Annotated in this window: 20 protein-coding genes; 15 read left to right on the forward strand and 5 right to left on the reverse strand. The window is 67.3% G+C overall.

The features are described from left to right. Positions 1–40: 40 nt before the first annotated feature. Entirely contained in the window at positions 41–892 is an 852-nt protein-coding gene (gene kdsA, locus AB4Z37_RS23830) for a 3-deoxy-8-phosphooctulonate synthase (RefSeq protein ID WP_441519228.1), read from the forward strand. A gap of 27 nt (positions 893–919) precedes the next feature. On the opposite strand, the gene queF is transcribed toward kdsA, so the two are convergent. After that, the gene (gene queF / locus AB4Z37_RS23835; protein ID WP_441519229.1) at positions 920–1,405 is read right to left on the reverse strand and encodes a preQ(1) synthase; all 486 of its coding nucleotides are present in this window, start codon (positions 1,403–1,405) and stop codon (positions 920–922) included. 139 nt (positions 1,406–1,544) lie between these two features. Here queF and eno point away from each other — a divergent pair, with 139 nt between their 5' ends. From eno to AB4Z37_RS23870, 7 genes are all read left to right on the forward strand, one after another. After that, entirely contained in the window at positions 1,545–2,846 is a 1,302-nt protein-coding gene (gene eno, locus AB4Z37_RS23840; RefSeq protein ID WP_441519230.1) for a phosphopyruvate hydratase, read from the forward strand. A 129-nt stretch (positions 2,847–2,975) separates the two neighbouring features. Further along, entirely contained in the window at positions 2,976–3,290 is a 315-nt protein-coding gene (locus tag AB4Z37_RS23845) for a septum formation initiator family protein (RefSeq protein WP_441519231.1), read from the forward strand. Positions 3,291–3,619: 329 nt separating this feature from the next. Beyond that, positions 3,620–4,642, forward strand: a complete 1,023-nt coding sequence (gene pdhA, locus AB4Z37_RS23850) for a pyruvate dehydrogenase (acetyl-transferring) E1 component subunit alpha (protein WP_441519232.1) — start codon at positions 3,620–3,622, stop codon at positions 4,640–4,642. A 20-nt stretch (positions 4,643–4,662) separates the two neighbouring features. Beyond that, positions 4,663–6,045, forward strand: a complete 1,383-nt coding sequence (locus tag AB4Z37_RS23855) for a pyruvate dehydrogenase complex E1 component subunit beta (protein ID WP_441519233.1) — start codon at positions 4,663–4,665, stop codon at positions 6,043–6,045. 18 nt (positions 6,046–6,063) lie between these two features. Beyond that, complete coding sequence (locus tag AB4Z37_RS23860; RefSeq protein ID WP_441519234.1) at positions 6,064–7,416, forward strand: pyruvate dehydrogenase complex dihydrolipoamide acetyltransferase; 1,353 nt, start codon at positions 6,064–6,066, stop codon at positions 7,414–7,416. A gap of 86 nt (positions 7,417–7,502) precedes the next feature. Then, positions 7,503–8,924, forward strand: coding sequence for a dihydrolipoyl dehydrogenase (gene lpdA, locus AB4Z37_RS23865; protein ID WP_441519235.1), 1,422 nt, complete (start codon positions 7,503–7,505; stop codon positions 8,922–8,924). A 184-nt stretch (positions 8,925–9,108) separates the two neighbouring features. Further along, positions 9,109–9,357 carry a hypothetical protein gene (locus AB4Z37_RS23870; RefSeq protein WP_441519236.1) on the forward strand — a complete coding sequence of 83 codons (249 nt, stop codon included), beginning with the start codon at positions 9,109–9,111 and terminating at the stop codon, positions 9,355–9,357. A gap of 34 nt (positions 9,358–9,391) precedes the next feature. Here the strand turns inward: AB4Z37_RS23870 and AB4Z37_RS23875 are convergent, their stop codons facing one another. The 3 genes from AB4Z37_RS23875 to AB4Z37_RS23885 form a co-directional block, all read right to left on the reverse strand. Beyond that, a complete protein-coding gene (locus AB4Z37_RS23875; RefSeq protein ID WP_441519237.1) occupies positions 9,392–10,249 on the reverse strand; it encodes a DMT family transporter in 858 nt (285 codons plus the stop codon). After that, positions 10,246–10,770, reverse strand: coding sequence for a MarR family winged helix-turn-helix transcriptional regulator (locus tag AB4Z37_RS23880; RefSeq protein ID WP_441519238.1), 525 nt, complete (start codon positions 10,768–10,770; stop codon positions 10,246–10,248). The genes AB4Z37_RS23875 and AB4Z37_RS23880 overlap by 4 nt, the downstream gene beginning before the upstream one ends. Positions 10,771–10,930: 160 nt before the next feature. Next, the gene (locus AB4Z37_RS23885) at positions 10,931–13,717 is read right to left on the reverse strand and encodes a CHAT domain-containing protein (RefSeq protein WP_441519239.1); all 2,787 of its coding nucleotides are present in this window, start codon (positions 13,715–13,717) and stop codon (positions 10,931–10,933) included. A 148-nt stretch (positions 13,718–13,865) separates the two neighbouring features. On the opposite strand from AB4Z37_RS23885, the gene AB4Z37_RS23890 reads away from it, so the two are divergent. The 5 genes from AB4Z37_RS23890 (at position 13,866) to AB4Z37_RS23910 (ending at position 20,276) form a co-directional block, all read left to right on the forward strand. Continuing rightward, positions 13,866–15,947, forward strand: coding sequence for a caspase family protein (locus AB4Z37_RS23890; RefSeq protein ID WP_441519240.1), 2,082 nt, complete (start codon positions 13,866–13,868; stop codon positions 15,945–15,947). Further along, on the forward strand, positions 15,944–17,062 hold the full coding sequence (locus AB4Z37_RS23895) for a hypothetical protein (protein ID WP_441519241.1): 1,119 nt from the start codon (positions 15,944–15,946) through the stop codon (positions 17,060–17,062). The genes AB4Z37_RS23890 and AB4Z37_RS23895 overlap by 4 nt, the downstream gene beginning before the upstream one ends. 415 nt (positions 17,063–17,477) lie before the next feature. Next, positions 17,478–19,202 carry a dihydroxy-acid dehydratase gene (gene ilvD, locus AB4Z37_RS23900; protein ID WP_441519242.1) on the forward strand — a complete coding sequence of 575 codons (1,725 nt, stop codon included), beginning with the start codon at positions 17,478–17,480 and terminating at the stop codon, positions 19,200–19,202. Further along, positions 19,189–20,007, forward strand: coding sequence for a tetratricopeptide repeat protein (locus AB4Z37_RS23905; protein ID WP_441519243.1), 819 nt, complete (start codon positions 19,189–19,191; stop codon positions 20,005–20,007). The genes ilvD and AB4Z37_RS23905 overlap by 14 nt, the downstream gene beginning before the upstream one ends. An 86-nt stretch (positions 20,008–20,093) precedes the next feature. Beyond that, positions 20,094–20,276: a hypothetical protein gene (locus tag AB4Z37_RS23910; protein WP_393011743.1), complete on the forward strand. Its 183-nt coding sequence runs from the start codon at positions 20,094–20,096 to the stop codon at positions 20,274–20,276. A gap of 87 nt (positions 20,277–20,363) precedes the next feature. Here AB4Z37_RS23910 and xth read toward each other — a convergent pair whose 3' ends face one another. Beyond that, on the reverse strand, positions 20,364–21,155 hold the full coding sequence (xth, locus tag AB4Z37_RS23915; protein ID WP_441519244.1) for an exodeoxyribonuclease III: 792 nt from the start codon (positions 21,153–21,155) through the stop codon (positions 20,364–20,366). Between the two features lie 194 nt (positions 21,156–21,349). Between xth and AB4Z37_RS23920 the strand changes: the two genes are divergently transcribed. Next, positions 21,350–22,480: an efflux RND transporter periplasmic adaptor subunit gene (locus tag AB4Z37_RS23920; protein ID WP_441519245.1), complete on the forward strand. Its 1,131-nt coding sequence runs from the start codon at positions 21,350–21,352 to the stop codon at positions 22,478–22,480. Positions 22,481–22,484: 4 nt separating this feature from the next. Continuing rightward, positions 22,485–25,613, forward strand: a complete 3,129-nt coding sequence (locus AB4Z37_RS23925) for an efflux RND transporter permease subunit (RefSeq protein ID WP_441519246.1) — start codon at positions 22,485–22,487, stop codon at positions 25,611–25,613. Positions 25,614–25,642: the final 29 nt, after the last annotated feature.

A 25,642-nucleotide genomic window follows, 5' to 3' on the forward strand; every position in this document is an offset into this window, starting at 1 on the left:
GCGTCGCGCGCAAGATAGCTCGTACCGGAAAGGATCGCCCGTGAACGCCACCGTCTCCGCAGCACCCGTGGTCGCCGTCGGATCCGTCCAGTTCGGCAATGCGCTGCCGCTGTCGATCATTGCCGGGCCGTGCCTGCTGGAGAGCCGGGCGCATGCCCTGGAAGTCGCGTCCGCGCTCAAGGAGATCGCGGCGCGGCTCGGCGTCGGCCTCGTCTACAAGACCTCGTTCGACAAGGCCAACCGCACCAGCCTGTCCGGCGCTCGTGGCGTCGGGCTCGACCAGGCGCTGGCGATCTTCGCCGAGATCCGCGCCTCGCTCGGCTTGCCGGTGCTGACCGATGTGCATGAGCCGGAGCAGTGCGCCCGCGTCGCCGAGGCGGTGGACGTGCTGCAGATCCCGGCATTCCTGTGCCGCCAGACCGACCTGCTGCTGGCGGCCGCCGCCACCGGCAAGGTGGTCAACGTCAAGAAAGGCCAGTTCCTGGCGCCCTGGGACATGAGCAATGTCGTGACCAAGCTGACCAGCGGCGGCAACCGCAATGTCATGGTCACCGAGCGCGGCGCCTCGTTCGGCTACAACACGCTGGTGTCCGACATGCGGGCGCTGCCGATCCTCGCCCGCACCACCGGCGCGCCGGTGATCTTCGACGCCACCCATTCGGTGCAGCAGCCCGGCGGGAAGGGCGGATCCTCGGGCGGCGAGCGCGAGTTCGTGCCGGTGCTGGCGCGGGCCGCCGTCGCGGTCGGTGTCGCCGGCGTCTTCATCGAGACCCATCCCGATCCCGACCATGCGCCCTCCGACGGCCCCAACATGGTGCCGCTCAGGGAGTTCGAGGGGCTGGTCAGGACGCTGATGGCGTTCGACCAGCTCGCCAAGTCGGGATCGAAGTAAGGGGGTGGAAGGCGAGCGGCCCGCGGATCAGCCGCGGCCGCGATAGGGCGTGACGCCCTGGTCCGGCAGCCACAGCCCCTTGGGCAGCTTGCCGGTCTGCCAGAACACGTCGATCGGAATGCCGCCGCGCGGATACCAGTAGCCCCCGATCCGCAGGAACTTGGGTTTGATCTCCTTCACCAGCCGCTTGCCGATCGCAACCGTGCAGTCCTCATGGAACGCGCCGTGGTTGCGGAAGCTGAGCAGGTAGAGCTTCAGCGATTTGGATTCGACGAGAAACGGCCCCGGCGCCATGTCGATGACGATGTGGGCGAAGTCCGGCTGGCCGGTGACCGGGCAGATCGAGGTGAATTCGGGCGTCGTGAAGCGCACCAGGTAGTCGGTGTCGGCCTGGGGATTGGGAATGCGGTCGAGCCTGGCCTCGTCCGGGGAGTTGGGCAGGTGGGTTTCCCGGCCGAGCTGCAGGGGCGCAGGGGTGGGCGCGGGGGCGGCTGAACGTGGCTTGCGTGGCATCATATGGTCTCCGTAAAGCCCTGATACCCAATCCAAACGCCCGGGTCACGGGGGACCGTGGCCGGCGGCCTTTTCCGCCTGCGGCGCTTCCTGTAGAAGCACCCTCGTTTTCCGACCTTGCAGCTCCAAAGGGATCTCCATGACCGCCATTATTGACATCATCGGCCGCGAAATTCTCGACAGCCGCGGCAACCCGACCGTCGAAGTCGACGTGGTGCTCGAGGACGGCTCGCTCGGGCGGGCTGCGGTGCCGTCGGGCGCCTCGACCGGCGCCCACGAGGCGGTGGAACTGCGCGACGGCGACAAGGCCCGCTATCTCGGCAAGGGCGTGCAGAAGGCGGTCGCGGCGGTCAACGGCGAGATCCTCGAGGCCATCGGCGGCATGGACGCCGAGGAGCAGGTGCTGATCGACGAGACCCTGATCGCCCTCGACGGCACGCCCAACAAGAGCCGGCTCGGCGCCAACGCCATCCTCGGCGTGTCGCTGGCGGTCGCCAAGGCGGCGGCGGAAGCCAGCGCCCTGCCGCTCTATCGTTATGTCGGCGGCACCTCGGCGCGTACCCTGCCGGTGCCGATGATGAACATCATCAATGGCGGCGTCCACGCCGACAATCCCATCGACTTCCAGGAATTCATGATCATGCCGGTCGGCGCCAAGAGCTTCGCCGAGGGCCTGCGCTGCGGCGCCGAGATCTTCCACACCCTGAAGGGCGAACTGAAGAAAGCCGGCCATAACACCAATGTGGGCGACGAGGGCGGCTTCGCGCCGAACCTGCCGTCGGCGGACGCCGCGCTCGAGTTCGTGATGAGCGCCATCGGCAAGGCCGGCTACAAGGCCGGCGAGGACGTCATGCTGGCGCTCGACTGCGCTTCGACCGAGTTCTTCAAGGACGGCAAGTACGTCTATGGCGGCGAGGGCAAGACCCGCACCCGTTCCGAACAGGCGCAGTACCTCGCGGACCTCGTCGCGCGCTATCCGATCGTGTCGATCGAGGACGGCATGTCCGAGGACGACATGGACGGCTGGAAGGAGCTCACCGACATCGTCGGCAGCAAGTGCCAGCTGGTCGGCGACGACCTGTTCGTCACCAACGTCACCCGTCTCGCCGACGGCATCAAGCACGGCCGCGCCAACTCGATCCTGGTCAAGGTCAACCAGATCGGCACCCTGACCGAGACGCTGGCGGCAATCGAGATGGCCTACAAGGCCGCCTACACCGCGGTGATGTCGCACCGCTCCGGCGAGACCGAGGACTCCACCATCGCCGACCTCGCGGTCGCCACCGGCTGCGGCCAGATCAAGACCGGCTCGCTGGCGCGCTCCGACCGTACCGCCAAGTACAACCAGCTGCTGCGCATCGAGCAGGAGCTGGGAACCCAGGCGCGTTACGGCGGGCTCGCGGCCATCAAGGGTGCTGCGGCGCGTTTCGGCAAGAACTGAAGCCCGCTCCGCCGGCCGCGTGACGGCCGGATGACGTCTTCCTGCGGTGGTCGCGCACAGCGCGATCACCGTTTTGTTTTTCTGACGCGCTTTCAGAGAACGTTAACTGCGCCGCGGCATCGTACCGGCATGGTTTCCCGTACCCGCCTCAAAGCGATCATGACCGGGCTCGCCCTCTATGCGATGGCGGCGGCGATGATCGCGTATTTCGGCATCAACGCCTACACCGGGCGGTACGGCCTGACCGCGCGGGTCGAGCTCGACCAGGAAATCGTCGCACTCACCAACGAGCTCGCGCGTCTCAAGAGGGAGCGCGCCGACGCCGAGCAGCGCGTCTCGCTGCTGCGTTCCGATCGGCTCGATCCGGACATGCTCGACGAGCGCGCACGCTTCCAGCTCGACTACGCCAACCCGCGCGATCTCGTGCGCATGGTGACCCACTAAGCCTTCGCATCGTCCGGCGTGGCCGCGGCGCATATCGTCGCGCATGCCTGCTCTGACGTGCGACGGAAATTTTGCGATCCGGCAGGATTCTGTTTCGTATGCGTGCGAATGATCCCGCGTGCTGGGTGGCTGCGTCGCCTCACCGCAGGGGCGTGCGTTAAATTTCAAAAAGCCATCGAATTGCTTGCACAAATTGCGTGCGGTGCGTCGCTGTCGTCGCTGCACTGCGAGATGAGTTGTCCGCGCGGCGGCATACACGGCTTTCACGCCGATTGGAGTTAAGGTAGAGAGGACTCACCCACAGTCTTCTTCTCTCATCCGGATTGATCATGGCCGCTGCCAAGAAAAGCGTCGCTCAGGAGGCGGGGAATGGCGCCCGTCCCATCGCAAATCTCAAGTTCACCAAGGAGCAGGAACTCAGCGCGTTGCGCGAGATGTTGCTGATCCGGCGCTTCGAAGAGAAGGCGGGACAGCTCTACGGCATGGGCGCGATCGGCGGCTTCTGCCATCTCTACATCGGCCAGGAGGCGGTTGTCGTCGGCGTGCAGATGGCGCTGAAGGACGGCGACCAGATCATCACCGGATATCGTGATCACGGCCACATGCTGGCTTGCGGCATGGACGCCAAGGGCGTCATGGCGGAGTTGACCGGCCGGCGCGGCGGCTACTCCAAGGGCAAGGGCGGCTCCATGCACATGTTCAGCAAGGAGAAGAACTTCTACGGCGGTCATGGCATCGTCGGCGCCCAGGTCTCGCTCGGCACCGGTCTCGCCTTCGCCAACCGTTACCGTGGCAACGACAACGTTTCGGTCGCGTATTTCGGCGATGGCGCTGCCAACCAGGGCCAGGTCTACGAGAGCTTCAACATGGCGGAGCTGTGGAAGCTGCCGGTGATCTACGTCATCGAGAACAACCGCTACGCCATGGGCACCTCGGTGTCGCGCTCCTCGGCGCAGCAGGATTTCTCCAAGCGCGGCGTGTCGTTCAACATCCCCGGTGAGCAGGTCGACGGCATGGACGTCCGCGCGGTCAAGGCCGCGGCCGATGCTGCGGTGCAGTGGTGCCGTGAGGGCAAGGGCCCCTATATCCTCGAGATGCAGACCTACCGCTATCGCGGCCACTCGATGTCCGATCCGGCGAAGTATCGCACCCGCGAGGAAGTCGAGAAGGTTCGCCACGACCAGGATCCGATCGAGCAGGTGCGCAATCGCCTTCTCGAACTGAAGGTCAGCGAGCAGGAGCTCAAGGCGATCGACGCCGAGGTGCGCGAGATCGTCAACGCCTCCGCCGACTTCGCACAGACCGATCCGGAGCCGGATGCGTCCGAGCTCTACACCGACGTCTATCGCTGATCAGCCCGCACGAGAGCCCCATGCCGATCCAAGTTCTGATGCCTGCACTCTCGCCGACCATGGAGAAGGGCAACCTCTCCAAGTGGCTGAAGAAGGAAGGCGAGACCATCAAGTCCGGCGATGTCATTGCCGAGATCGAGACCGACAAGGCGACCATGGAGGTCGAGGCGACCGACGAAGGGACCCTCGGCAAGATCCTGGTGCCCGAAGGCACCGCCGATGTCGCCGTGAATACGCCGATCGCCACCATCCTCGGTGACGGCGAGAGCGCCGACGATCTCGCCAAAGCTCCGGCGGCTGCGCCGCCGRCCAAGGCCGAGGCTCCCGCCGCCGACAAGCCGGCGCCTGCGCCGGCCACCCAAGCACCGGCGGCGCCGGCCGCGGTGGTCGCCTCCGATCCGGATATTCCGGCGGGCACCGAGATGGTGACCATGACGGTGCGCGAAGCGCTGCGTGATGCCATGGCCGAAGAGATGCGTCGCGATGGCGATGTCTTCGTGATGGGCGAGGAGGTCGCCGAATATCAGGGCGCCTACAAGATCACCCAGGGCCTGCTGCAGGAGTTCGGCGACCGCCGCGTGATCGACACGCCGATCACCGAGCATGGTTTTGCCGGCATCGGCGTGGGCGCTGCCTTCGCCGGCCTCAAGCCGATCGTCGAGTTCATGACCTTCAACTTCGCCATGCAGGCGATGGACCAGATCATCAACTCCGCCGCCAAGACGCTGTACATGTCCGGCGGCCAGATGGGGTCGTCGATCGTGTTCCGCGGCCCCAACGGCGCGGCTGCCCGCGTCGCCGCGCAGCACAGCCAGGATTATTCGGCCTGGTTCTCGAACATTCCCGGCCTCAAGGTGATCGCGCCGTATTCGGCGGCCGACGCCAAGGGCCTGCTGAAGGCTGCGATCCGTGATCCCAATCCGGTGATCTTCCTCGAGAACGAGATTCTGTACGGCCACAGCGGCGAAGTGCCCAAGCTCGACGACTTCGTGCTGCCGATCGGCAAGGCGCGCATCGCGCGCGCCGGTCAGCATGTCACGATCATCTCGTGGTCGAACGGCATGACCTACGCCCTCAAGGCCGCCGAGCAGCTCGCCAAGGACGGCATCGAGGCCGAGGTGATCGATCTGCGCACGCTGCGTCCTCTCGACACCGAGACCCTCGTCGCATCGGTCAAGAAGACAGGCCGTGCCGTGACGGTCGAGGAAGGCTGGCAGCAGAGCGGCGTCGGCGCCGAGATCGCCGCGCGGCTGATGGAGCATGCCTTCGACTATCTCGATGCCCCGGTGGCGCGCGTGTCCGGCAAGGATGTGCCGATGCCGTACGCGGCCAATCTCGAGAAGCTGGCGCTGCCGTCGGTCGACGATGTCGTCCAGGCTGCCAAGGCCGTTTGTTATCGCTGACAGAGCAGGGCTGTTCCCATGCCGATCAATATTCTGATGCCCGCTCTTTCGCCGACCATGGAAAAGGGCAACCTCGCCAAGTGGCTCAAGAAAGAGGGCGACAAGGTGAAGTCCGGCGATGTCATCGCCGAGATCGAAACCGACAAGGCGACGATGGAAGTCGAGGCGGTGGACGAAGGGACCCTCGCCAAGATCCTGGTGCCGGAAGGCACCGCCGACGTGCCGGTGAACAACGTCATCGCCGTGCTTGCCGGCGAGGGCGAGGACGTCAAGGCGGCAGCATCCGGTGCTGCGGCCGCGCCCGCCGCCAAGGCCGAAGCCCCGAAGGCGGAGGCGAAGGTTGAAGCGCCGAAGCCGGCGGCCCCGGCCGCTGCGCCGACGCCCGCTGCTGCACCGCAGGCCGCGGCTGCGGCGGCGCAGGCAGCCGCTGCTCCGGCCACCGGCCAGCGCGTGTTCTCCTCGCCGCTGGCGCGTCGCCTCGCCAAGGAGTTCGGCATCGATCTGTCGCGGGTGCTCGGCAGCGGTCCGCATGGCCGTGTCGTCGCGCGCGATATCGACGCGGCGAAGTCCGGCCAGGGCCTCAAGCCGGCGGTTGCACCGGCTGCCGGCGTTTCCGCGCCGCCCGCGGGGCCGACCGACCAGCAGGTCCGCGCGCTGTTCGCCGAGGGCAGCTACGAGGTCATCCCGCACGACAACATGCGCAAGGTGATCGCCCAGCGCCTGACCGCAGCCAAGCGCGACATCCCGCACTACTATCTCACCACCGACTGCGATATCGGCAAGCTCGTCGCCGCGCGTGAGGAGATCAACGCGGCCGCGCCGAAGGACAAGGACGGCAAGCCGGCCTACAAGCTCTCGGTCAACGACTTCGTCATCAAGGCGCTGGCGGTGGCCCTGCAGCGCGTGCCGGATGCCAACGTCACATTCACCGACGGCGCCATGCTGCGTCACAAGGTGTCCGACGTCAGCGTCGCGGTGTCGATCCCGAGCGGCCTGATCACGCCGGTGATCCGCAACGCGCATATCAAGCCGGTGTCGGTGATCTCCGCCGAGATGAAGGACATGGCGGCGCGCGCCCGCGCGCGCAAGCTGAAGCCGGAAGAGTACCAGGGCGGCACCACCTCGGTGTCCAACCTCGGCATGTACGGCATCAAGGACTTCACTGCCGTGATCAACCCGCCGCAGTCGACCATTCTCGCGGTCGGCGCCGGCGAGGAGCGGGCGGTGGTGCGCAACGGCAAGATCGAGATTGCGACCGTCATGAGCGTCACGCTGTCGTGCGATCACCGCGCGATGGACGGTGCGCTCGGCGCCCAACTCGTCGCCGCCTTCAAGGCGCTGATCGAGAACCCGATCATGATGGTGGTGTGAGCCCGCTTCGGCGGGTTCTCTCCCCCTCAGACCTTCCTGCCTTCAGACCTTTCTGACCAAGATCCAGCCAGACAGAGATCCAGAGAATGGCCGATACATCCTTCGACGTCGTCATCATCGGCTCGGGGCCGGGCGGGTATGTTGCGGCCATTCGCGCTGCGCAGCTCGGCTTCAAGACCGCGATCGTCGAGAAGCAGTATCTCGGCGGCATCTGCCTGAACTGGGGCTGCATCCCGACCAAGGCGCTGCTGCGCTCGGCCGAGATCTACCACTACATGAAGCACGCCAAGGATTACGGCCTGTCGGCGGACAACATCGCCTACGACCCCAAGGCCGTGGTGCAGCGTTCGCGCGGCGTGTCGAAGCAGCTCAATGACGGCGTCGGCTTCCTGATGAAGAAGAACAAGGTCACCGTGATCTGGGGCGAGGCTGTCATCGACGCGCCCGGCAAGTTCACGGTGAAGGCGTCGTCTGTCGCCGCGCCCAAGGGGGCGCTTGGCGCCGGCAGCTATGACGCCAAGCACATCATCGTCGCCACCGGCGCGCGGCCGCGCGTGCTGCCGGGCCTTGAGCCCGACAAGAAGCTGGTGTGGACCTACTTCGAGGCCATGGTGCCGGAGAAGATGCCGAAGTCGCTGCTGGTCGTCGGCTCCGGTGCGATCGGTGTCGAGTTCGCCTCGTTCTACCGCACCATGGGCGCCGAGGTGACCATCGTCGAAGTGCTGCCGCAGATCCTCCCGGTCGAGGATGCCGAGATCGCGACCTTCGCGCGCAAGGCGTTCGAGAAGCAGGGCATCAAGATCCGCGCCAATACCAAGGTCACCAGGCTCGACAAGAAGAGCGACAGCGTGGTCGCCACCCTCGATGATGGCAAGGGCAAGACCGAGACCATCGAGGTCGATCGTGTCATCTCCGCCGTCGGCGTCGTCGGCAACATCGAGGGCCTCGGGCTCGAGAAGCTCGGCGTCAAGACCGACCGCGGCTGCATTGTCATCGACGGCTACGGCAAGACCAACGTGCCGGGCATCTACGCCATCGGCGATGTCGCCGGTCCGCCGATGCTGGCGCACAAGGCCGAGCACGAGGGCGTGATCTGTGTCGAGGCGATCAAGGGTCTGCACCCGCACGCCATGGACAAGAACATGATCCCGGGCTGCACCTACTGCCACCCGCAGATCGCGTCCGTCGGCCTCACCGAAGCGAAGGCCAAGGAAGGCGGCCGCGAGATCCGTGTCGGCCGTTTCCCGTTCATCGGCAACGGCAAGGCGATCGCGCTCGGCGAGGATCAGGGCCTGGTCAAAGTGATCTTCGACAAGAAAACGGGACAGCTGCTCGGCGCCCACATGGTCGGCGCCGAGGTCACCGAGCTGATCCAGGGTTATGTCGTGGCGATGAACCTCGAGACCACCGAGGAAGAGCTGATGCACACCGTCTTCCCGCATCCGACCCTGTCGGAGATGATGAAGGAAGCTGTGCTCGACGCCTACGGCCGCGTGCTGAATATGTAGCCGTCGGGCTCGCCTGACTGCAAAATCATCAAGCCGTTCACGTTCGCGTCAAAGATGGCGCGAACGTCGCCGTGTCGCATGCCATGCGGCGACCTCAGCTCCTATCTGTCGGACGAGCGCGCAGGACATGTCCGCTGCGCGGCTGCCTGCGCGCCGGGCGCAGGTGACAGGGTGGAGATTCTCCATGACGTACAGGTCTTTTACGGTTCTTTCGGCCGCGGCGTTGCTGATCGCGGCGGCGCATTCTGCCACGGCGGGCGATCGTGGCGATGCGCGTAGGACGCGTGGCGACGTGACAACAGATTCTCAGCAGCGTTCGCCGAGCGCCCGCACGCGGGACGCCTACGATGCGTGGCGGCCGCCGGTGCCGGCGGCGGCGCTCGACGAGGCTGCGCGCTATCGCGGCACCGTTCCGCAAATCGCGGGACACTGAACGGCGTGCTCCTCTTCGGGAGGCGCGCTGTGCCTCAGCGGCGCAGCACGAACAGGTTGCCGGCCAGAACGAAGGCTGCGCCCACGAGGATGCGTGTGTCGAGGTGCAAGCCCTCGAACAGCGCCGACAATCCCAGCGCGATCACCGGAACGACGGCGAGGGCGTAGGCGGCCTGACCCGGCCCGGTGCGCCGCACCAGCTCGAAGTACAGCATGAAGGCGACGCACGACCCCGCGACGGTGAGGTAGGCGAGGCTCGCCAGATACCGGAGCGAGCCGTCGAGCAGGAGCGGCGTGCCGGTGGCGAGCGCGAACGCCGCGCTCGTGGCCGCGCCAACCAGCGCGGCCCAGCCGAGCACGGCGACCGGCGGCAGTCCGGCGCGCTGGTTGCGTGCGCCCGTGACCGTGCCGCCCGCGGTCGCGATCGCGGCGGCGAGGGCCCACAGATACCCCGCGGCGTCGCCGGTGTCGGCACCGTGGATCTGCGGCGCGGCGATGATGGCGACGCCGGCGACCCCGCACCCGGCGCCCCACAGGAAGCCGGGCGTCAGCGGCGAGCCGAGCACGACCCGCCCCAGCAGCGCGGCGAACAGCGACGACAGCGACAGGATCACGGCGGCGAGGCCGCTGGGGATGTGGTGCACGGCTTCGTAGAAGGCGACGAAGGCGAGCGAGAAGAACAGCGCGCCCTGCAGCGCCACATAGATACGATCGCGGCCCGGGATGCCGAGCGACAGGCCGCGCAGCCGGCCGTAGCCAAGCAGCAGCATACCGGCGAGCGCCATGCGCAAGGCGACCGACCAGGAGGCCGGCGTGATGCCGGCCTGCATGGCTGTCGCCAGCGCGCCGCCGCCCCACAGCAGGGCGGTGATGGCGAACAGGAGACTGGTCATCGCCGGCCTGTGCGCTGCGCCAGCGCCTGCCAGCCGTCGGTCTCGATGCGCCGGCTGGTCTGCTCGAGCTTGTCCAGCGCGCCATCCAGGCAGTGACGTTCGCTGGTCGTCAGCGGTGCCAGCAGATCGGCCTCGATCGCGTGGCCGAGCGCCGCGATCTCGGCAAAGGCGCTGCGGCCACGCGCGGTGATGCGCAGGCTGGCGACACGGCGGTCGCGCCCGGCACTGCCACGGGTCGCGAAGCGAAGTTCGACCAGTTGCGCGATGCCGCGGCTGACCGCGAATGCATCGAGGCCACATGCGCGGCCGATGTCGGCGGCGCTCGCGCCGTCGTGCTCGGCGATGGCCGCCAGGATCCGCCAGCCGGCCTGACTGAGCCCGAAGCGTTCGCCATAGAACGCGGCGAGGGGGCGGGCGATCTGCGCCGCGACGATGAACAGGCGATAAGGCAGCCACGCGCCGAGGCGCAGCGGCAGGTCGGGCCGGGGGCGAGCCGGATGGCGGGCGGCTGGGCGCGTCATGAGTCTCTGCATAATGCTTGCATTGTGCAAGTATACATCAGGCAACGGGCGTCCCGCGAGACCAAAATACGGGCGGTGGCAACACCCGGTCGGCGTCGGCGCGACCATCGTGACACAGCTTCGGTGGTGGGAAGGGCGGCGTCGGCCGGCGGTGCGATCGTCAGGCCGTCACGGTCAGCACCGGGCGGCCGATCAGCACGAACGGCGCCCACGCCAGCGCGTCGGCGACCGTCGCGGCTGGTGCCTCGTCGTCGAGCGGGCCGAGCGACAGGTCGCGCCCGTTGCGGCGCTGGCCGCGTTCGCCGGCGCCGGCCATCCATTGGCGCAGGGCGGTGCGGGCTCCATCCATCGCCGCGACGAGGTCGATGACGCCGTCGTCGCGCTGCTGCAGGATGATCGCATACAGCTCCGTCATGAAGTGCTCGGCGACCGCGTCCTCGACCGGCCACAGGCAGGCGATGATGCTGGAGACGCCGGCCTCGGCGGCGGCGCCGGCGACGCCGGTCAGTTCGTGGCCATGCAGCGGACCGGCCACGGCGGTGCTGCAGCCCGACAGCACCGCGAGACGGATCGAGACGTCGCGGGTGAACAGCTCATGCAGGCCCACCCAGCGCGGACCGTCGGCATCGGCCAGCAGCACGCTGGCGCGGGCGCCGCGCCGGGCATCGCCCCGTCCGTGCAGGGCGAGATGCAGCAACTGATGATGGCCCGCCTGGAGGCGCGCCCGGATGTTGATGGCGCTGCAGTCGCCGCCGACCAGCGGCTCGGTTTTCAGCAGGTCGGCGATGGCCGCACACTCGCGCGCGGCGTGGGGCAGGTCGTGGCGGGAGTCGCCGCCGACCGTTGTGAGATCGCGCGGCGAGACGTCTCTTGCCGCGTACTGCAGCACGCCGATCGCCGGGATGGTGCTGATGGCAAAGCGTTCGCACCATGGCCGGCCGTCGAGCGGCACGAGATGTAGCGGGACGTTGACGAGGAAGCCCGATGCCGACAGCAGGACGCGGCAGCGCTCGGGCAGCGCGGCGGCAATGGCGCCGACAAAGGCGCGGAGGTCCGGGTCCTCGAGGCAATACTGCACCAGGCGACGTGGACGCTCGTTGATGTCGCCGCGATCGGCTTGGTGGCCGGCCGCGACATTGGCGGCCACATGCACGGCGCGCACCCCGGCCGCATCGACGAGATAGGCGGTCAGACCATCTTTTTCGACTGACAGCTCGGCGAATACGGTCGGCGCGGCGCCGCCGAGGTCGGCGAGCAGGCGGATCGCGTCGGCGACACGGGGAAGCGTCTCGGATGCCGCTCCGGCGCGCTTGGCGGCAGCTTCGCCGACCCGCCGCGCCTTGATGGCCTGCAGCGTTTCGAACGCCTGGTCCGGCTGGCCTGCAAGGCGCAGCAGACGTGCAAGCTTGGGAAACACATCGGCATGGCCGCGCGCCACGTCGGAGCGGCCATCGCCGATCAGCACCTGTTGCTTGAGCGCCTCCGCCGCCGCGCAGGCGTCGCGGAAGTGCCGGATGGCCCGCGGCGGATCGCTGTCGGTGTAGTGGTCGCCCAGCATGCGCTGGGCGACGAGGCGTCCGCGGATGGTCATCTCGCCCTGTTGCTGCAGCGTCTCGATCTCGTCGGCGGCCTGCTGCGCGACCGTGCTCTGACCCGATGCGCGGGCCGCCGCCCACAGGCCGGCGAGACGGTTGGGCAGCTCGAACGGAATTGTCGGACGCTTGCCCTGCGCGAACTGGACCATCGTCTGGTAATTCTTCCGGGCGATCGGAATCGCCTCCTGGAAGAACTGCATGGCGAGATCGTCGGCGTGATGTTCGGCGGCCATCTTGGCGAGCTGGGCGGCGACCGCGCCGGAATCCGCGGTTTCGAGCAGGCGTGTCGGCGCATCGACAGGATATTCGGCGACAATCCGGACATGGGTTTCGTGCAGCACCTTCGCACGGGCGTAAAGTCCAAGCGGGCCGAGCGGATCGGATGTGTCGGCGCCGCCGAGCAGGATCGACGCCAGCGTGCCCGTCGCCATCATCTCGGAGCGGGCGAGGCCGAGCTGGCTCGCCTCGGTGCGGATCCGCTGGATCAGAGCCAGCGCCGGGCCGAGCCGGTTTCTGTCCGACAGCATGGCGGCTTCGTTGGCCATGAAGCGCAAGGCGAGGGCGACATCGCCGGCGATGCGTGCATCCCGTGCGCCGCGCTGGAAGGCCGCTCTGCTCTCTTCCCAGCGGTCGGTGTCCTTGGTGAGGACGCCGTCGAAGAACAGGCTGTGGATCGGATGCCCGTCCGCCAGCCGCTGCTTGAGCGCGCGGGCAAAGCCACGGCGGTAGTGCGCGACGTCGATCGATTGCCGCGCGGCGGTCATATAGAGATCATAGGCGGTGCCGAACCAGGTCGCCGCCGCCGGGCGATCATCCAGCGTGACGTTGATGTTCGACAGGCTAAGCGCGTTGACGGCGCGCTGGTCCGCGGGGCCGTCGCGCAGCAGCACCTCAGCGCGCGTCAGCAGCGCCCTGGCCGTGGCGTGGTCGCCGAGGCGCGACAGCGCCATGGCGGCGTTGTCGAGCGCGATCGGCAGTTCGGGGCCTCCGCCGATCTCATCGAGATCGTCCACCTGCTGGCGCAAGACATTGGCGGCCAGCCGCAATTCGCCGATGTCGCCGAGCACGCGGGCATCGTTGGACCGAATGATGCGGCGGATCCGCGGATCGGTTTCGTGCGCGAGCGCCTCGCGATAACTGGCGCGCGCCGCGTCGAAATCGCCGAGATCCGCGAGAATGTTGCCGAGATTGTCGTGGGCGATGGAAATCGCCTTGTGGTCGCCGGCTGCTCCCGCCAGTGCACTCGCCTCGCGGTAGAGCAAGGCCGCGCCGCGCAGGTCGCCCGATTGCCGCCTCATGATGGCGGTCGCGAGGACAGCACGGACTTTCGCATCCTCGCGTTGCACGGCCATGACGACTCCGTTCGGAAACGACAGTGTTCGGAAACAAGAGTGTTCGGAAACGACAGTGCAAAGTGCTTTCCCGCGTGCGGGGAAGGCTGTATTCTACTCCTGGCTGTGGGGCATGGGAAGCATCCCGTGCAGTGCGGGTGGTGCAGGGATGGCGAGGGCGTTGTACGCACTGCTGGTCGGCATCGACAAGTATCGCGGGCCGGTCTCGCAGCTCGATGGCTGCGTCAATGATATCGAATGTGTCGAGACGTTGCTGCGTGGTCTCGCAGGACGCGGCGACTTCGATTTGCGTCTCGTCCGCCTGACCAACGAGCAGGCGCTGCGCGCCGCCGTCATCCGCCAGTTTCGTGAGCACCTCGGACAGGCCGGCGCCGACGATGTCGCGCTGTTCTATTACTGCGGCCATGGTTCGCAGGAGAAAGCCCCGCCTGAGCTGTGGCATCTCGAGCCGGATCGCCTCAACGAAACGCTGGTTTGTCACGACAGCCGCGGCGGCGACAACTGGGATCTCGCCGATAAGGAACTGGCGTTTCTGATCAGCGATGTCGCGCGCACGGGCTGTCACGTGCTGTGCGTATTCGACTGCTGTCATTCCGGCAGCGGCACGCGCGATGCGGCAGATGAGCAGCATGGCATCCGCCATGCCCCGGCCCATCTGCGCGAGCGCCCGCTCGCGACGTTTCTCGATGGCGATCTGGCGGCGCGGCTGAAGCAGGGCGACGCGGCGGCGCCCGGCGGCTGGATCGCGTGGCCGACCGGCCGGCACATACTGCTCGCGGCGTGCCGCGCGAACGAGACGGCCAAGGAAGTGATCGCGGGCGGGGTGCCGCGCGGCGCCTTCACGGTCGCGCTCCTTGCCGCGCTCGAACAGGCGCAGGGCCGCATCGGCTATCACGACCTCATCAAGCGCGTTGAGAGCGAGGTCCGGCGCGTTGCCAGCCAGCAGGTGCCGCGGGCCGAGGCGACCGATCCGACCGATCTGCTCAAGGGGTTCCTCGGCTGTCCGGCCGCGGCGGACCGGCTTGCGTTCACACTGCGCTATGACACGCAAATGGGATGGGTCGTCGACGCCGGCGCCATCCATGGGGTGACCTGGCCGCGTGGCGCGGACACCGCATGGTTCGCGATCACGGCGATTGCGGCTGATGCCGCCGTGTCCTCGGGCGTTCAGGCCTATGCGCGGGTGGCGGCGGTGCGGCCCGAACTGAGCCAGGTCGAGATCGCGCAAGGGCCGCCCCCCGGCCTGCCGACGGCGCAGGCGGGCGATGGCATGCTCGATCCCGGCACGACCTATCATGCGACGCTGGTATCGACGCCACGGCCGCCGGTGGCGGTCCGGGTCGGCGGTGACGCGCAAGCCACGGCTGCGCTGCGTGCCGCATTTGCAGCGCGCGATGACTGGTCGGCGATGGTCCGCGAGGGCGAGGCCGCCGATGCCACCATCGAGGCAACGGCGGCAGGCGGGGTCTATCGCATCCGCCACGTCTCGCCGCGCCGGTCGGCTGCGGCCAACGACGATGTTGCGGAGGTGGCGGATGCGGCACGTGCCGCGGCGCTGATCGCCCATCTCGCGCGCTGGGAGCTGGTCGCCGGGATCGACAATCCCGGCAGCCTGCTCGGTCCGCAGGCGGTGCAGATCGTGGTCCATCTGCCGGTCGCGACGAATGGCGCCGAGAGCTGGACCGAGGCGAACGCCACCGCCGGCCTGCGGCTCGTCTATCGGCAGGTCGGCGGCAACTGGCAGAAGCCGCGGCTGCGCCTTGCGCTGCGCAACGACACCGACCACGACCTGTATTGCGCGCTGGTGTGGCTCGGCGAGGACCATTCCATCAGTTCGATCCTGATGCCGGGCGGCGCCGAGTTCATTCCGGCGAAGCGGCTGTTCGCCCTGCATAACGGACGCGACATCTACGCCTCCATTCCCGACGACAAGTGGCAAGCCGGGCGCACGGAAGTGCGCGATGTGCTCAAGCTGTTCGTCAGCACCGAGCCGTTCGATCCGACGCTGTTCGACCAGCCGGCATGGCGGAGCGTGGCGACGCGCGGAACGGGGCGGCCGCCGCGCAACGTGTTGGGCTGGCTAACGGCGCGCACCCGGGCGTTTTCGCTGACGCCGACGGAGACTTTTCCCGAATGGGCGACGCACGAGCTGCGCGCCGCCGTGATGCGACCGGCGGAGGGGGCGGATGCCCGGCCGGGCGGACGCCATGGACAGGAGACGATGCCATGACCCGGACGATTGCCGAATGCCTTGCGCGCCTGTCGCCCGATCCCTGGCGCGCTGCGGCGCCGTTCAGCCAGGAAATGTTGGAGGCCAACGACAAGCTGTACGCCGCGCGCGACGAGGCCGAGGCGATCGCGGCGTTGCGCATCTGGCTCGGCAAATTCCAGCCCTGCCTGTTTGGCCGCATCGCCGCCAAGTCCAGCCTTCTCAGCTACTGCATCCTGACCGAGCAGGACCTGCAGTCGGACGACGAGACGATCCGCGGCAAGATCCAGGCGGCCCGTCAGCGCTGGACCCGTGAGGGCTATGAGGGCAAGAAGAGCGGCTTTGTCGTGCTGGCGGTGTCGCGCCGTCTCGCCGAGGCCGAGCCGGACAAGGCGATGCAGGATTTCGCGCTGCGGCTGTGCGAACTGTACTTGCTGGACGAGTTCACCACCGACACCATTCTGCTCGACCAGATCTTCCTGGAGAAGCCGGGCAAGGAGCGGGCGACGTGGATGTGGCGCACGGGGGTCAACGTGTTCGCCGCCGCCGCCGACAAACGATGGTGGCAGGACCACCGCATTCCCGGCGGTCTCGGCTTTTCGGTCAATTCGGTCGGCCACATGGTGAAGTCGGGGCGGCTGGCGGAAGCGACCAAGGCGCTCGACGCGGCGTTCGACGACAGCAGTGAGCCGTTCGCGCAGGGCACCGTCGATACCCTGGAGAAGGCGCTGGAGTTCGCGATGCGCACCATCGCCAACGCCTCGCCCGCCGTGTCCGGCAAGGCGACCGAACTGTTGCCGCGGTCCGAGGGGCTGCCGGCTTGCCCGGTGGCGCTGCCAGCCTTCCTCGCCGACAAGAACCACTGTGCGTACACCGGCTTCTACCACACCGACATCACGGTGCCGTCGGACTACTTCCGGCCGGATGTGGAGCGGCCGACGGATGTGCCGCGCATTCCGCTCGATTTCACCTATCTGTTCAATTCCCACGTCGACAATCCGGCGTATCGGACCATGGGGACGGGGACCCGCATCCGTGGCGAGGCGGCACCGACCAAGCTGACCCGCGCCGAGCCGCAGAGCGTGCCGATCGACGGTCAGGAGCGTCTTGCGCGCGCGCTCGCGGAGCCGCGCTGACGGTCCGCGCGAGGGCGGCCTGCCGGCGAGATCGCGGAGAGGAGCGCATCAACGCCGCGCCGCCCGTCTCCAGCCCGCCCGGCATCGATCGCCTTTGCCATGTGTGTTTGGTCGGGGCGGTCATCCTGCCCGGGCGCTGCGGGGCTGAACCTTTCGGCCGGTCCGGCGGACGTACCCTGAGACTGCCGAGGAGGGGTTGCGTTAAAGGTTGCTCGGCGGCAACGGATGTTGCGCGTCTGCCACACTCATTGGACATTTAACCTTGGGCGCATGTCGCGCTTGTGTCCGCCGCGATTTAGCCACACCCCTCCATGAAGCGTAAGTTGCAGGCCAAACGCTGCGACAACAACAAGCGCTGTGGAAGATCCTCCTCCGAAGGGAGGCGGTCCAGCGGGTGGCCGGGGAAACAAGCGTGATGGACGCGAAGACCGACATCAAGGGCAGGCTGCCCAGCCGCCATGTCACCGAGGGGCCCGAGCGCGCCCCCCATCGGTCTTATCTGTACGCCATGGGCCTGACGACGGCCCAGATCCACCAGCCCTTCGTCGGCGTCGCGTCCTGCTGGAACGAGGCCGCGCCCTGCAACATCGCCCTGATGCGCCAGGCGCAGGCGGTGAAGAAGGGCGTCGCTGCCGGCGGCGGCACCCCCCGCGAGTTCTGCACCATCACCGTCACCGACGGCATCGCCATGGGCCATGACGGCATGCGCTCGTCGCTGCCGTCGCGCGAGTGCATCGCCGACTCCGTCGAGCTGACCATGCGTGGCCATGCCTATGACGCGCTCGTCGGCCTTGCCGGCTGCGACAAGTCGCTGCCGGGCATGATGATGGCCATGATCCGCCTCAACGTGCCGTCGATCTTCATCTATGGCGGTTCGATCCTGCCCGGCACCTTCCGCGGCCAGCAGGTCACGGTCCAGGACATGTTCGAGGCGGTCGGCAAGCACTCGGTCGGCGCCATGTCGGACGCCGACCTCGACGAGATCGAGCGCGTCGCCTGTCCGTCCGCCGGCGCCTGCGGCGCCCAGTTCACCGCGAACACCATGGCGACGGTTTCAGAGGCGATCGGCCTCGCGCTGCCATACTCGGCCGGCGCACCCGCGCCTTACGAGATCCGCGACGCCTTCTGCATGGCCGCCGGCGAGCAGGTGATGCAGCTCATCACCGCCAACATTCGCCCGCGCGACATCGTCACCCGCAAGGCGCTGGAGAACGCTGCCGCCGTTGTCGCGGCCTCGGGCGGCTCCACCAACGCGGCGCTGCATCTGCCGGCGATGGCTCACGAAGCCGGCATCAAGTTCGACCTGTTCGACGTTGCCGAAATCTTCAAAAAGACACCGTATGTCGCGGATTTGAAGCCGGGTGGCCGTTATGTCGCCAAAGATCTGTTTGAAGCTGGTGGCATACCGCTTCTGATGAAAACCCTGTTGGATCACGGCTATCTTCACGGCGACTGCCTGACCGTCACCGGACGGACGATCGCCGAGAATCTGAAGTCCGTGAAATGGAATTCCCATCAGGACGTGGTTCGCCCGGCTGATGCGCCGATCACCGTCACAGGCGGCGTCGTCGGGTTGAAGGGAAACCTCGCTCCGGAGGGAGCGATCGTGAAGGTCGCGGGTATGGCCAACCTGAAGTTCACCGGACCGGCGCGCTGCTTCGATCGCGAAGAGGATGCGTTCGCCGCGGTGAAGAACCGCACCTACCGCGAAGGTGACGTGATCGTGATCCGTTACGAAGGCCCGCGCGGCGGCCCCGGCATGCGCGAGATGTTGCAGACCACCGCGGCGCTGACCGGGCAGGGCATGGGCGGCAAGATCGCCTTGATCACCGACGGCCGTTTCTCGGGCGCGACCCGCGGCTTCTGCATTGGCCATGTCGGCCCTGAGGCTGCGATCGGTGGCCCGATCGCGCTCATTCAGGATGGCGACATCATCGAGATCGACGCCGAAGCCGGCAACCTGAACGTCCGGTTGTCAGATGCCGAGCTCAACGCACGCAAGGCGAGCTGGGTGCCCCGGGCGACCAGCCATACCTCGGGCGTGCTGTGGAAATATGCCCAGCAGGTGGGATCCGCCGTGAACGGCGCCGTGACGCATCCCGGTGGCGCCGCAGAGAAGCAGCAATATGCGGACATCTGACCATATCGCCGCCGTCGCGCTGATCTCAGCCGTGCTGTGCGCGGCGCCGGCGCTCGCGTTCGAGGGTACGGCGGTCAGCGGAGCGGACGCCGCCCTTCCGGTGGTCGCTGCGCAGCCGAATGGTGCTGCGACACTCAAGAAAGCGGTTGCGCCGGTGACCCAGCCCACCGCGCTGTCGTCGCTGCAGTATGCCGCCGAGGGCGGCCATCCGGTGGCCCAGTGGAAGCTCGGTCAGATGTACGCGACCGGCGACGGTGTCGCCCAGGACGACCTGCGTGCGTTCGACTATTTCAGCAAGATCGCCAATGCGCACGCCGAGGACAGCCCATCCGCGCCGCAGGCCGCGATTGTCGCCAATGCCTTCGTCGCGCTCGGCCGCTACTATCTCGACGGCATCCCCAATACCCGCGTGAAGTCGGACCCGGAGCGCGCCCGCGAGATGTTCTCCTACGCGGCGTCCTATTTCGGCAATGCGGATGCGCAGTACAATCTGGCGCGGCTCTACCTCGATGGCGTCGGCATCCCCAAGGATCCGAAATACGGCGTGCGCTGGCTTGGCCTTGCGGCCCAGAAGGGGCAGCATCAGGCCCAGGCCCTGCTCGGGCAGATGCTGTTCAATGGCGTCAACCTGCAGCGGCAGGCGGCGCGTGGGCTGATGTGGCTGACGCTTGCCCGCGACAGTGCCACCGCGGACGAGGGCTGGATCAAGGAAAGCTACAACGCGGCGCTCGCCAAGGCCTCGGAGAACGACCGCGCCATGGCGCTGCAGATGCTCGAGCGCTGGGTCCAGGGCCGCCGCGACTGACCGGGTGGCTTGGCGTTCAAGTGACTTGGCGTTCACGTGACTTGGCGTTCAGGTGATTGGGCGTTCAGGTGAACGGAGACATGCCGATGTTGACCGCCGTCGCCATTCTCGTGACCATTCCGTCGATGCACCTGTCGGCCGGCATGGCCCGGCGGCGCGGCCGCTCGGTGCACGGGTGGATGGTGGTTGCGGCCACCGTCGGCCCCCTTGGGTTGCCGTTGCTGTGGCTGTTGCCGGCGCGTTCCGCCTCCACCCCCATCCAGGCCTGAGCGCTGTCGCCGGGCTGCCGTCAGGCGCCCCGACCGTCGTTTGCGCGTCCGTGGAGCACGTCAGGCCGCTGCGACCCGTTGCCGCGGTCAGGCGGCATCGAGATCGAGATCAATCCACACCGGCACGTGATCCGACGGCTTCTCCCAGGCCCTGACGTGGCGATCGATGCCGACCGCGGTCAGACGGTCGCTGGCCTGGGGCGACAGCAGGAGGTGGTCGATGCGGATGCCGTTGTTCTTCGGCCAGGCGCCGGCCTGGTAATCCCAGAAGGTGTACTGGCCGGGCTCGTCAGTCACCGCACGCAGCGCGTCGGTGAGGCCGAGGTCGAGCAGGGCCTGGAAGCGCTCGCGCGTCGTCGGCAGAAACAGCGCGTCGGACGCCCAGGCGGCCGGGTTGTGGACGTCGCGCGGCTGCGGGATGACGTTGAAGTCACCTGCGAGGATGAATTGCTCTTCTGCTTGAAGGTGCTTCTTCGAATACTCAAGAAGTCGTGACATCCATTTGAGTTTGTAAGGATATTTATCCGTATCCGGCGGGTTGCCGTTGGGCAGGTAGAGGCAAGCGACCCGCAGGCTGCCGCCCTTCACCGACACGATCCCTTCGAGGAAGCGGGCGTGGACGTCGTCCGGATCGCCGGCGAGGCCGGGCTGCACCTCGTCAAACGGCAGGCGTGACAGCAGCGCCACGCCATTGAAGGTCTTCTGTCCGTGAGTGACGACATTGTAGCCGAGCGCCTCGATCGGCTCGCGCGGGAACGCGTCGTCGAGGCACTTGATCTCCTGCAGGCAGGCGATGTCCGGCGAGGTCTCCTTGAGCCAGGTCAGCAGGTGGTCCAGCCGTTGCCGGACCGAATTGACGTTCCAGGTTGCTATCCGCATGGGTCTGTGCGCCGCCTCGCGCTCGATGAATGGCAGGTGCCGTGGCGTACCACGACTGAAACGGATGTGATAAGCCGGACGCCGCAGTTCGCGGGGACGAGGCCGTGATTTCTGCGGATAACACCACCATTGGGGGCGTCGGCCGTTCTGCGTGAGCGGGGCTGGCCGAGCGGGCATTCAAGAAAAACAAGCGCATGAAAACACATCGTCTGCTGGTTGCGGCGGGCCTGATCGGGGCGATCGGGCTGGGCGCGGTGGTCACCCGCGCGTCATGGCTGGGAAGCTCCGAGCGGGCTCCGGGGCCTGCGAAGGCCCGGAGCGTCTCCGTCGAGGTGGCGCGGGCCGAGCGCAGGACGGTTCCTGTCGAGGTGGACGCCATCGGCACGGTGACCCCGGTCGCCAGTGTCGCCCTGAAGTCGCGGCTCGAGACCACCATTGTCGCGGTGCATTTCGAGGATGGCGCGCCGGTGCGGGAAGGCGACCTGCTGTTCACCCTCGATGCCCGCCAGCTCGACGCCCAGATCGCCCAGGCCGAGGGCTCGCTGGCGCGGGACCAGGCGCAGCTCGCCGGCGCCGAGCGTGATCTGCGCCGTTACAGCGACCTCGTCGCCAAGGGGGCGACCACCCAGGTCAATCTCGACAATGCCAAGACCCAGGTCGACGTGCTGCAGGCGACCATCCAGGCCGACCAGTCGGCGCTCGACAACCTGCGGGTCCAGAAGAGCTTCACCGTGATCCGGGCGCCGATCTCCGGCCGGATCAGCGCTGCCGCGGTCAAGGTGGGCAATTTCGTCCGTCCGGCGGATGTCGCGCCACTCGCCACCATCAACCAGATCGCGCCGGTCTACGTCGCCTTCGCCATCCCGCAGCGGACGCTCGGCGAGCTGCGCGATGCCATGGACGCGGGCGCATCGCGGGTGGTCGCGACCATTCCGGGCACGCAACGCTCCGAGACCGGCAAGGTGGCGATGGTAGAGAACACCGTCGATGCGACCACCGGCATGATCACGGTCCGCGGCATCATGGACAACACGGCCGAGACCCTGTGGCCCGGCACGCTGGTGTCGAGCAAGCTGATCGTGCGCACCGAGCATGCGGTGGTGGTTCCCTCGGTCGCGATCCAGCGCAGCCAGACCGGCAGCTTCGTCTTCGTGATCAAGGATAATGTCGCGCGGGTGCAGCCGGTGACGGTGCTCCGTACCGCCCAGGGCCTGTCGGTGGTGGAGACCGGTCTGGCCGGCGACGAGCAGGTGGTGGTGGACGGGCAGCTCTTGCTGCTGGAGGGCACGAGGGTCGAGGTCCGGCCGCGCCGGGCGGGAGCGTAACGCCATGAACCTGTCGGAGCTGTCCATCCGCCGGCCGGTGATGACGACGCTGCTGACGGCGTCGATCATCGCGTTCGGCGTGTTCGCCTTCCGCCTGCTGCCGGTGTCGGCGTTGCCGAAGGTGGATTTTCCGACCATCGCCGTCACGGCCACGCTGCCCGGCGCCAGCGCCGACACCATGGCGGCCTCCGTGGCCGGCCCGATCGAGCGCCAGCTCTCGACCATCGCCGGCATTTCCTCGATGTCGTCGTCCTCATCGCAGGGCGCGACCTCGATCACCATCCAGTTCGATCTTAACCGCAACATCGACGCGGCCTCGCTCGATGTGCAGACCGCGCTGACCATCGCCCAGCGCCGTCTGCCGGTCGAGATGATCACCCCGCCGAGCTTCCGGAAGGTCAATCCGGCCGATTTCCCGGTGCTGTTCATCGCGCTGGGCTCGGACACGCTGCCGCTGTCGAGCGTCAACGAGTACGGCGACATCACCATGGCGCAGGCGCTGTCGCAGATCCCGGGCGTCGCACAGGTGCTGATCTATGGCAGCCAGAAATTCGCCATCCGCGTCCAGGCCGATCCCGAGGCCGCGGCCGCCCGCGGCCTGTCACTGGAGGACATCCGTGCCGCGGTCCAGCGCGCCAACTCCTCGACGCCGGTCGGCACGCTGAACGGCCCGCAGCAGGACATCGCGTTGCAGGCCTCCGGCCAGCTCGACAAGGCGCAGGACTACAGCCAGGTGGTGGTGGCCTGGCGCAACGGCTCGCCCGTCAAGCTCGAGGAGGTGGCGCGGGTCTACGACAGTGTCGAGAACGATAAGATCGCGACCTGGCTCGACGGCAAGCGCGCTATCGTGCTGGCGATCCAGAAGCAGCCGGACGCCAACACCGTTGCGGTGGTCGATGCCGTGCGGGCGAGGCTACCGTCGTTGCGCGCGCAGATTCCGCCGTCGGTCGAGGTCAATGTGATGATGGACCGCTCGGTCTCCATCCGCCAGGCGGTGACCGACGTCGAGGAGACGCTGCTGATCGCGATCGCGCTGGTGATTCTGGTGATCTTTCTGTTCCTGCGCTCGGCCTCGGCGACGTTCATTCCTGCGCTCGCGGTGCCGATCTCGCTGGTCGGCACCTTCGCGGCGATGTACCTGCTCGATTTCTCGATCAACAACATGACGCTGCTGGCGCTGACGCTGTCGGTGGGGTTCGTGGTCGACGACGCCATCGTCATGCTGGAAAACATCGTTCGCCATATCGAGGAGGGCATGCGGCCCTATGAGGCCGCGCTCAAGGGCGCGCGCGAGATCGGCTTCACCATCCTGTCGATCACCTTTTCGCTGATCGCGGTGTTCATTCCCGTGCTGCTGATGGGCGGTATCGTCGGGCGTGTGTTCCGTGAGTTCGCGGTCACCATCTCGATGGCGATCGTGGTGTCGGGCTTCGTCTCGCTGACCCTGACGCCGATGCTGTGTGCCCGGCTGTTGAAGGGTCACGACGCCGCGCAGCGGCCGAACCTCGTGCTGCGTGCCTTCGAGGCGATGTTCGCCCAGTGGCTGCGCGCCTATGAATGGGCGCTCGACCGTGTGCTCGCGCACAAATTCGCCATGCTGCTGGTGACGTTTGCCACGCTCGCCGGCACGGTGTGGCTCTATATCGTGGTGCCCAAGGGCTTCTTCCCGCAGGAGGACACCGGCTTTCTGACCGGCATCACCGAGGCCGCGACCGACACCTCGTTCGAAGCGATGTCTGCGCGCCAGCAGGTGCTCGCGGGTATCCTCAAGCAGGATCCGGCGGTCGAGTACGTCAACAGCACCGTCGGCTCCGGCGGTCCCAACACCACCGCGAACTACGGACGGCTGTTCGTGGCGCTGAAACCGATGAACGAGCGCGAGCCGGCGCCGCTGGTGATGGCGCGCCTGCGTCAGAAGGCGACGCAGGTGCCTGGGCTGCGGGCCTACTTCCAGAGCATCCAGAACCTGAATATCGGCGGCCGGGTGTCCAAGGGACAGTACCAGTATGTGATGCAGAGCAGCGACACCGCCGCGCTGTATCGCCTGGCGCCGGAGATGCGTGACCGCATCGCTGGAATCCCCGGGCTGCTCGACGTCAACGACGACCTCTACATCAAGAACCCGCAGATGACGGTGGAGATCGACCGCGAGAAGGCGGCGGTCTACGGCGTCACCGCCGACCAGGTGCGCAACCAGCTGTTCAACGCCTATGGCGCGCGGCAGGTCGGCACCATCTACATGCCGACGAACGATTACCAGATCATCCTCGAGGTCCAGCCCCGGTTCCGGATCGATCCGACCGACCTGTCCAAGCTCTACATGAAGACGGCTGACAACCGCGTCATTCCGCTCGACGCGGTGGCGCGGCTGGTGCCGACCGTGGGGCCGCTGCAGATCAACCATCAGGGCCAGCAGCCCGCGGCGACGATTTCGTTCAACCTGCCGCCCGGCGTGTCGCTGGGCTACGCGGTCGACAAGATCACCGCGCTCGAGCAGGCGTCGAACCTGCCGCTGACCATCGCCACCGGATTTTCGGGCACCGCACAGGTGTTCCAGGAATCGTTGCGCGGGCAGGGGGTCCTGATCCTCGCCGCGGTGTTCGCCGCGTTCGTCATCCTCGGCATTCTCTACGAGAGCTTCATCCATCCGATCACCATCATCTCGGGCCTGCCGTCGGCCGGCATCGGCGCGCTGCTGACGCTGATGGCGTTCAACATGGACCTGTCGGTGATCGCGATGATCGGCATCGTCATGCTGGTCGGCATCGTCAAGAAGAATGCCATCATGATGGTAGATTTCGCGCTGGAGCGTCGGCGCGCCGGCCTCAGCGCCGAGCACGCCATCCGCGAGGCGGCGCTGCTCCGGTTCCGGCCGATCATGATGACGACATTCGCGGCGATCTTCGGCACGCTGCCGATCGCGCTCGGCGCGGGCGCCGGCGCCGAGCTGCGTCAGCCGCTCGGCATCGCGGTGGTCGGCGGTCTGTGCGTGTCGCAGATCCTGACGCTGTTCATCACGCCGGTGATCTACATCTACCTCGATCGCATCGATCGTCGTCTCAAGCGGCGGCTCGATCCGGAACTACGGGAGATGCAGGAGGCGGAGCAGCCGCGTATCGTCGCGGCGGAATGAGCGTCGCCTCGACCGCACGCTTGCTGTAT

Origin of the sequence: Bradyrhizobium sp. 2TAF24, assembly GCF_052115025.1 — a bacterium.
Lineage (GTDB): Bacteria > Pseudomonadota > Alphaproteobacteria > Rhizobiales > Xanthobacteraceae > Bradyrhizobium_A.

What these genes read in the sequence shown, in the direction of transcription:
- AB4Z37_RS23870 (WP_441519236.1), top strand. Translation starts at nt 9,109, where the DNA reads ATGACGTACAGGTCTTTTACGGTTCTTTCGGCCGCGGCGTTGCTGATC.
- AB4Z37_RS23890 (WP_441519240.1), top strand. Translation starts at nt 13,866, where the DNA reads ATGGCGAGGGCGTTGTACGCACTGCTGGTCGGCATCGACAAGTATCGC.
- eno (WP_441519230.1), top strand. Translation starts at nt 1,545, where the DNA reads ATGACCGCCATTATTGACATCATCGGCCGCGAAATTCTCGACAGCCGC.
- AB4Z37_RS23895 (WP_441519241.1), top strand. Translation starts at nt 15,944, where the DNA reads ATGACCCGGACGATTGCCGAATGCCTTGCGCGCCTGTCGCCCGATCCC.
- AB4Z37_RS23925 (WP_441519246.1), top strand. Translation starts at nt 22,485, where the DNA reads ATGAACCTGTCGGAGCTGTCCATCCGCCGGCCGGTGATGACGACGCTG.
- AB4Z37_RS23860 (WP_441519234.1), top strand. Translation starts at nt 6,064, where the DNA reads ATGCCGATCAATATTCTGATGCCCGCTCTTTCGCCGACCATGGAAAAG.
- AB4Z37_RS23920 (WP_441519245.1), top strand. Translation starts at nt 21,350, where the DNA reads ATGAAAACACATCGTCTGCTGGTTGCGGCGGGCCTGATCGGGGCGATC.
- AB4Z37_RS23875 (WP_441519237.1), bottom strand. Translation starts at nt 10,249, where the DNA reads ATGACCAGTCTCCTGTTCGCCATCACCGCCCTGCTGTGGGGCGGCGGC.
- AB4Z37_RS23885 (WP_441519239.1), bottom strand. Translation starts at nt 13,717, where the DNA reads ATGGCCGTGCAACGCGAGGATGCGAAAGTCCGTGCTGTCCTCGCGACC.
- xth (WP_441519244.1), bottom strand. Translation starts at nt 21,155, where the DNA reads ATGCGGATAGCAACCTGGAACGTCAATTCGGTCCGGCAACGGCTGGAC.
- lpdA (WP_441519235.1), top strand. Translation starts at nt 7,503, where the DNA reads ATGGCCGATACATCCTTCGACGTCGTCATCATCGGCTCGGGGCCGGGC.
- AB4Z37_RS23845 (WP_441519231.1), top strand. Translation starts at nt 2,976, where the DNA reads ATGGTTTCCCGTACCCGCCTCAAAGCGATCATGACCGGGCTCGCCCTC.
- AB4Z37_RS23905 (WP_441519243.1), top strand. Translation starts at nt 19,189, where the DNA reads ATGCGGACATCTGACCATATCGCCGCCGTCGCGCTGATCTCAGCCGTG.
- AB4Z37_RS23910 (WP_393011743.1), top strand. Translation starts at nt 20,094, where the DNA reads ATGTTGACCGCCGTCGCCATTCTCGTGACCATTCCGTCGATGCACCTG.
- ilvD (WP_441519242.1), top strand. Translation starts at nt 17,478, where the DNA reads ATGGACGCGAAGACCGACATCAAGGGCAGGCTGCCCAGCCGCCATGTC.
- AB4Z37_RS23880 (WP_441519238.1), bottom strand. Translation starts at nt 10,770, where the DNA reads ATGACGCGCCCAGCCGCCCGCCATCCGGCTCGCCCCCGGCCCGACCTG.
- pdhA (WP_441519232.1), top strand. Translation starts at nt 3,620, where the DNA reads ATGGCCGCTGCCAAGAAAAGCGTCGCTCAGGAGGCGGGGAATGGCGCC.
- queF (WP_441519229.1), bottom strand. Translation starts at nt 1,405, where the DNA reads ATGCCACGCAAGCCACGTTCAGCCGCCCCCGCGCCCACCCCTGCGCCC.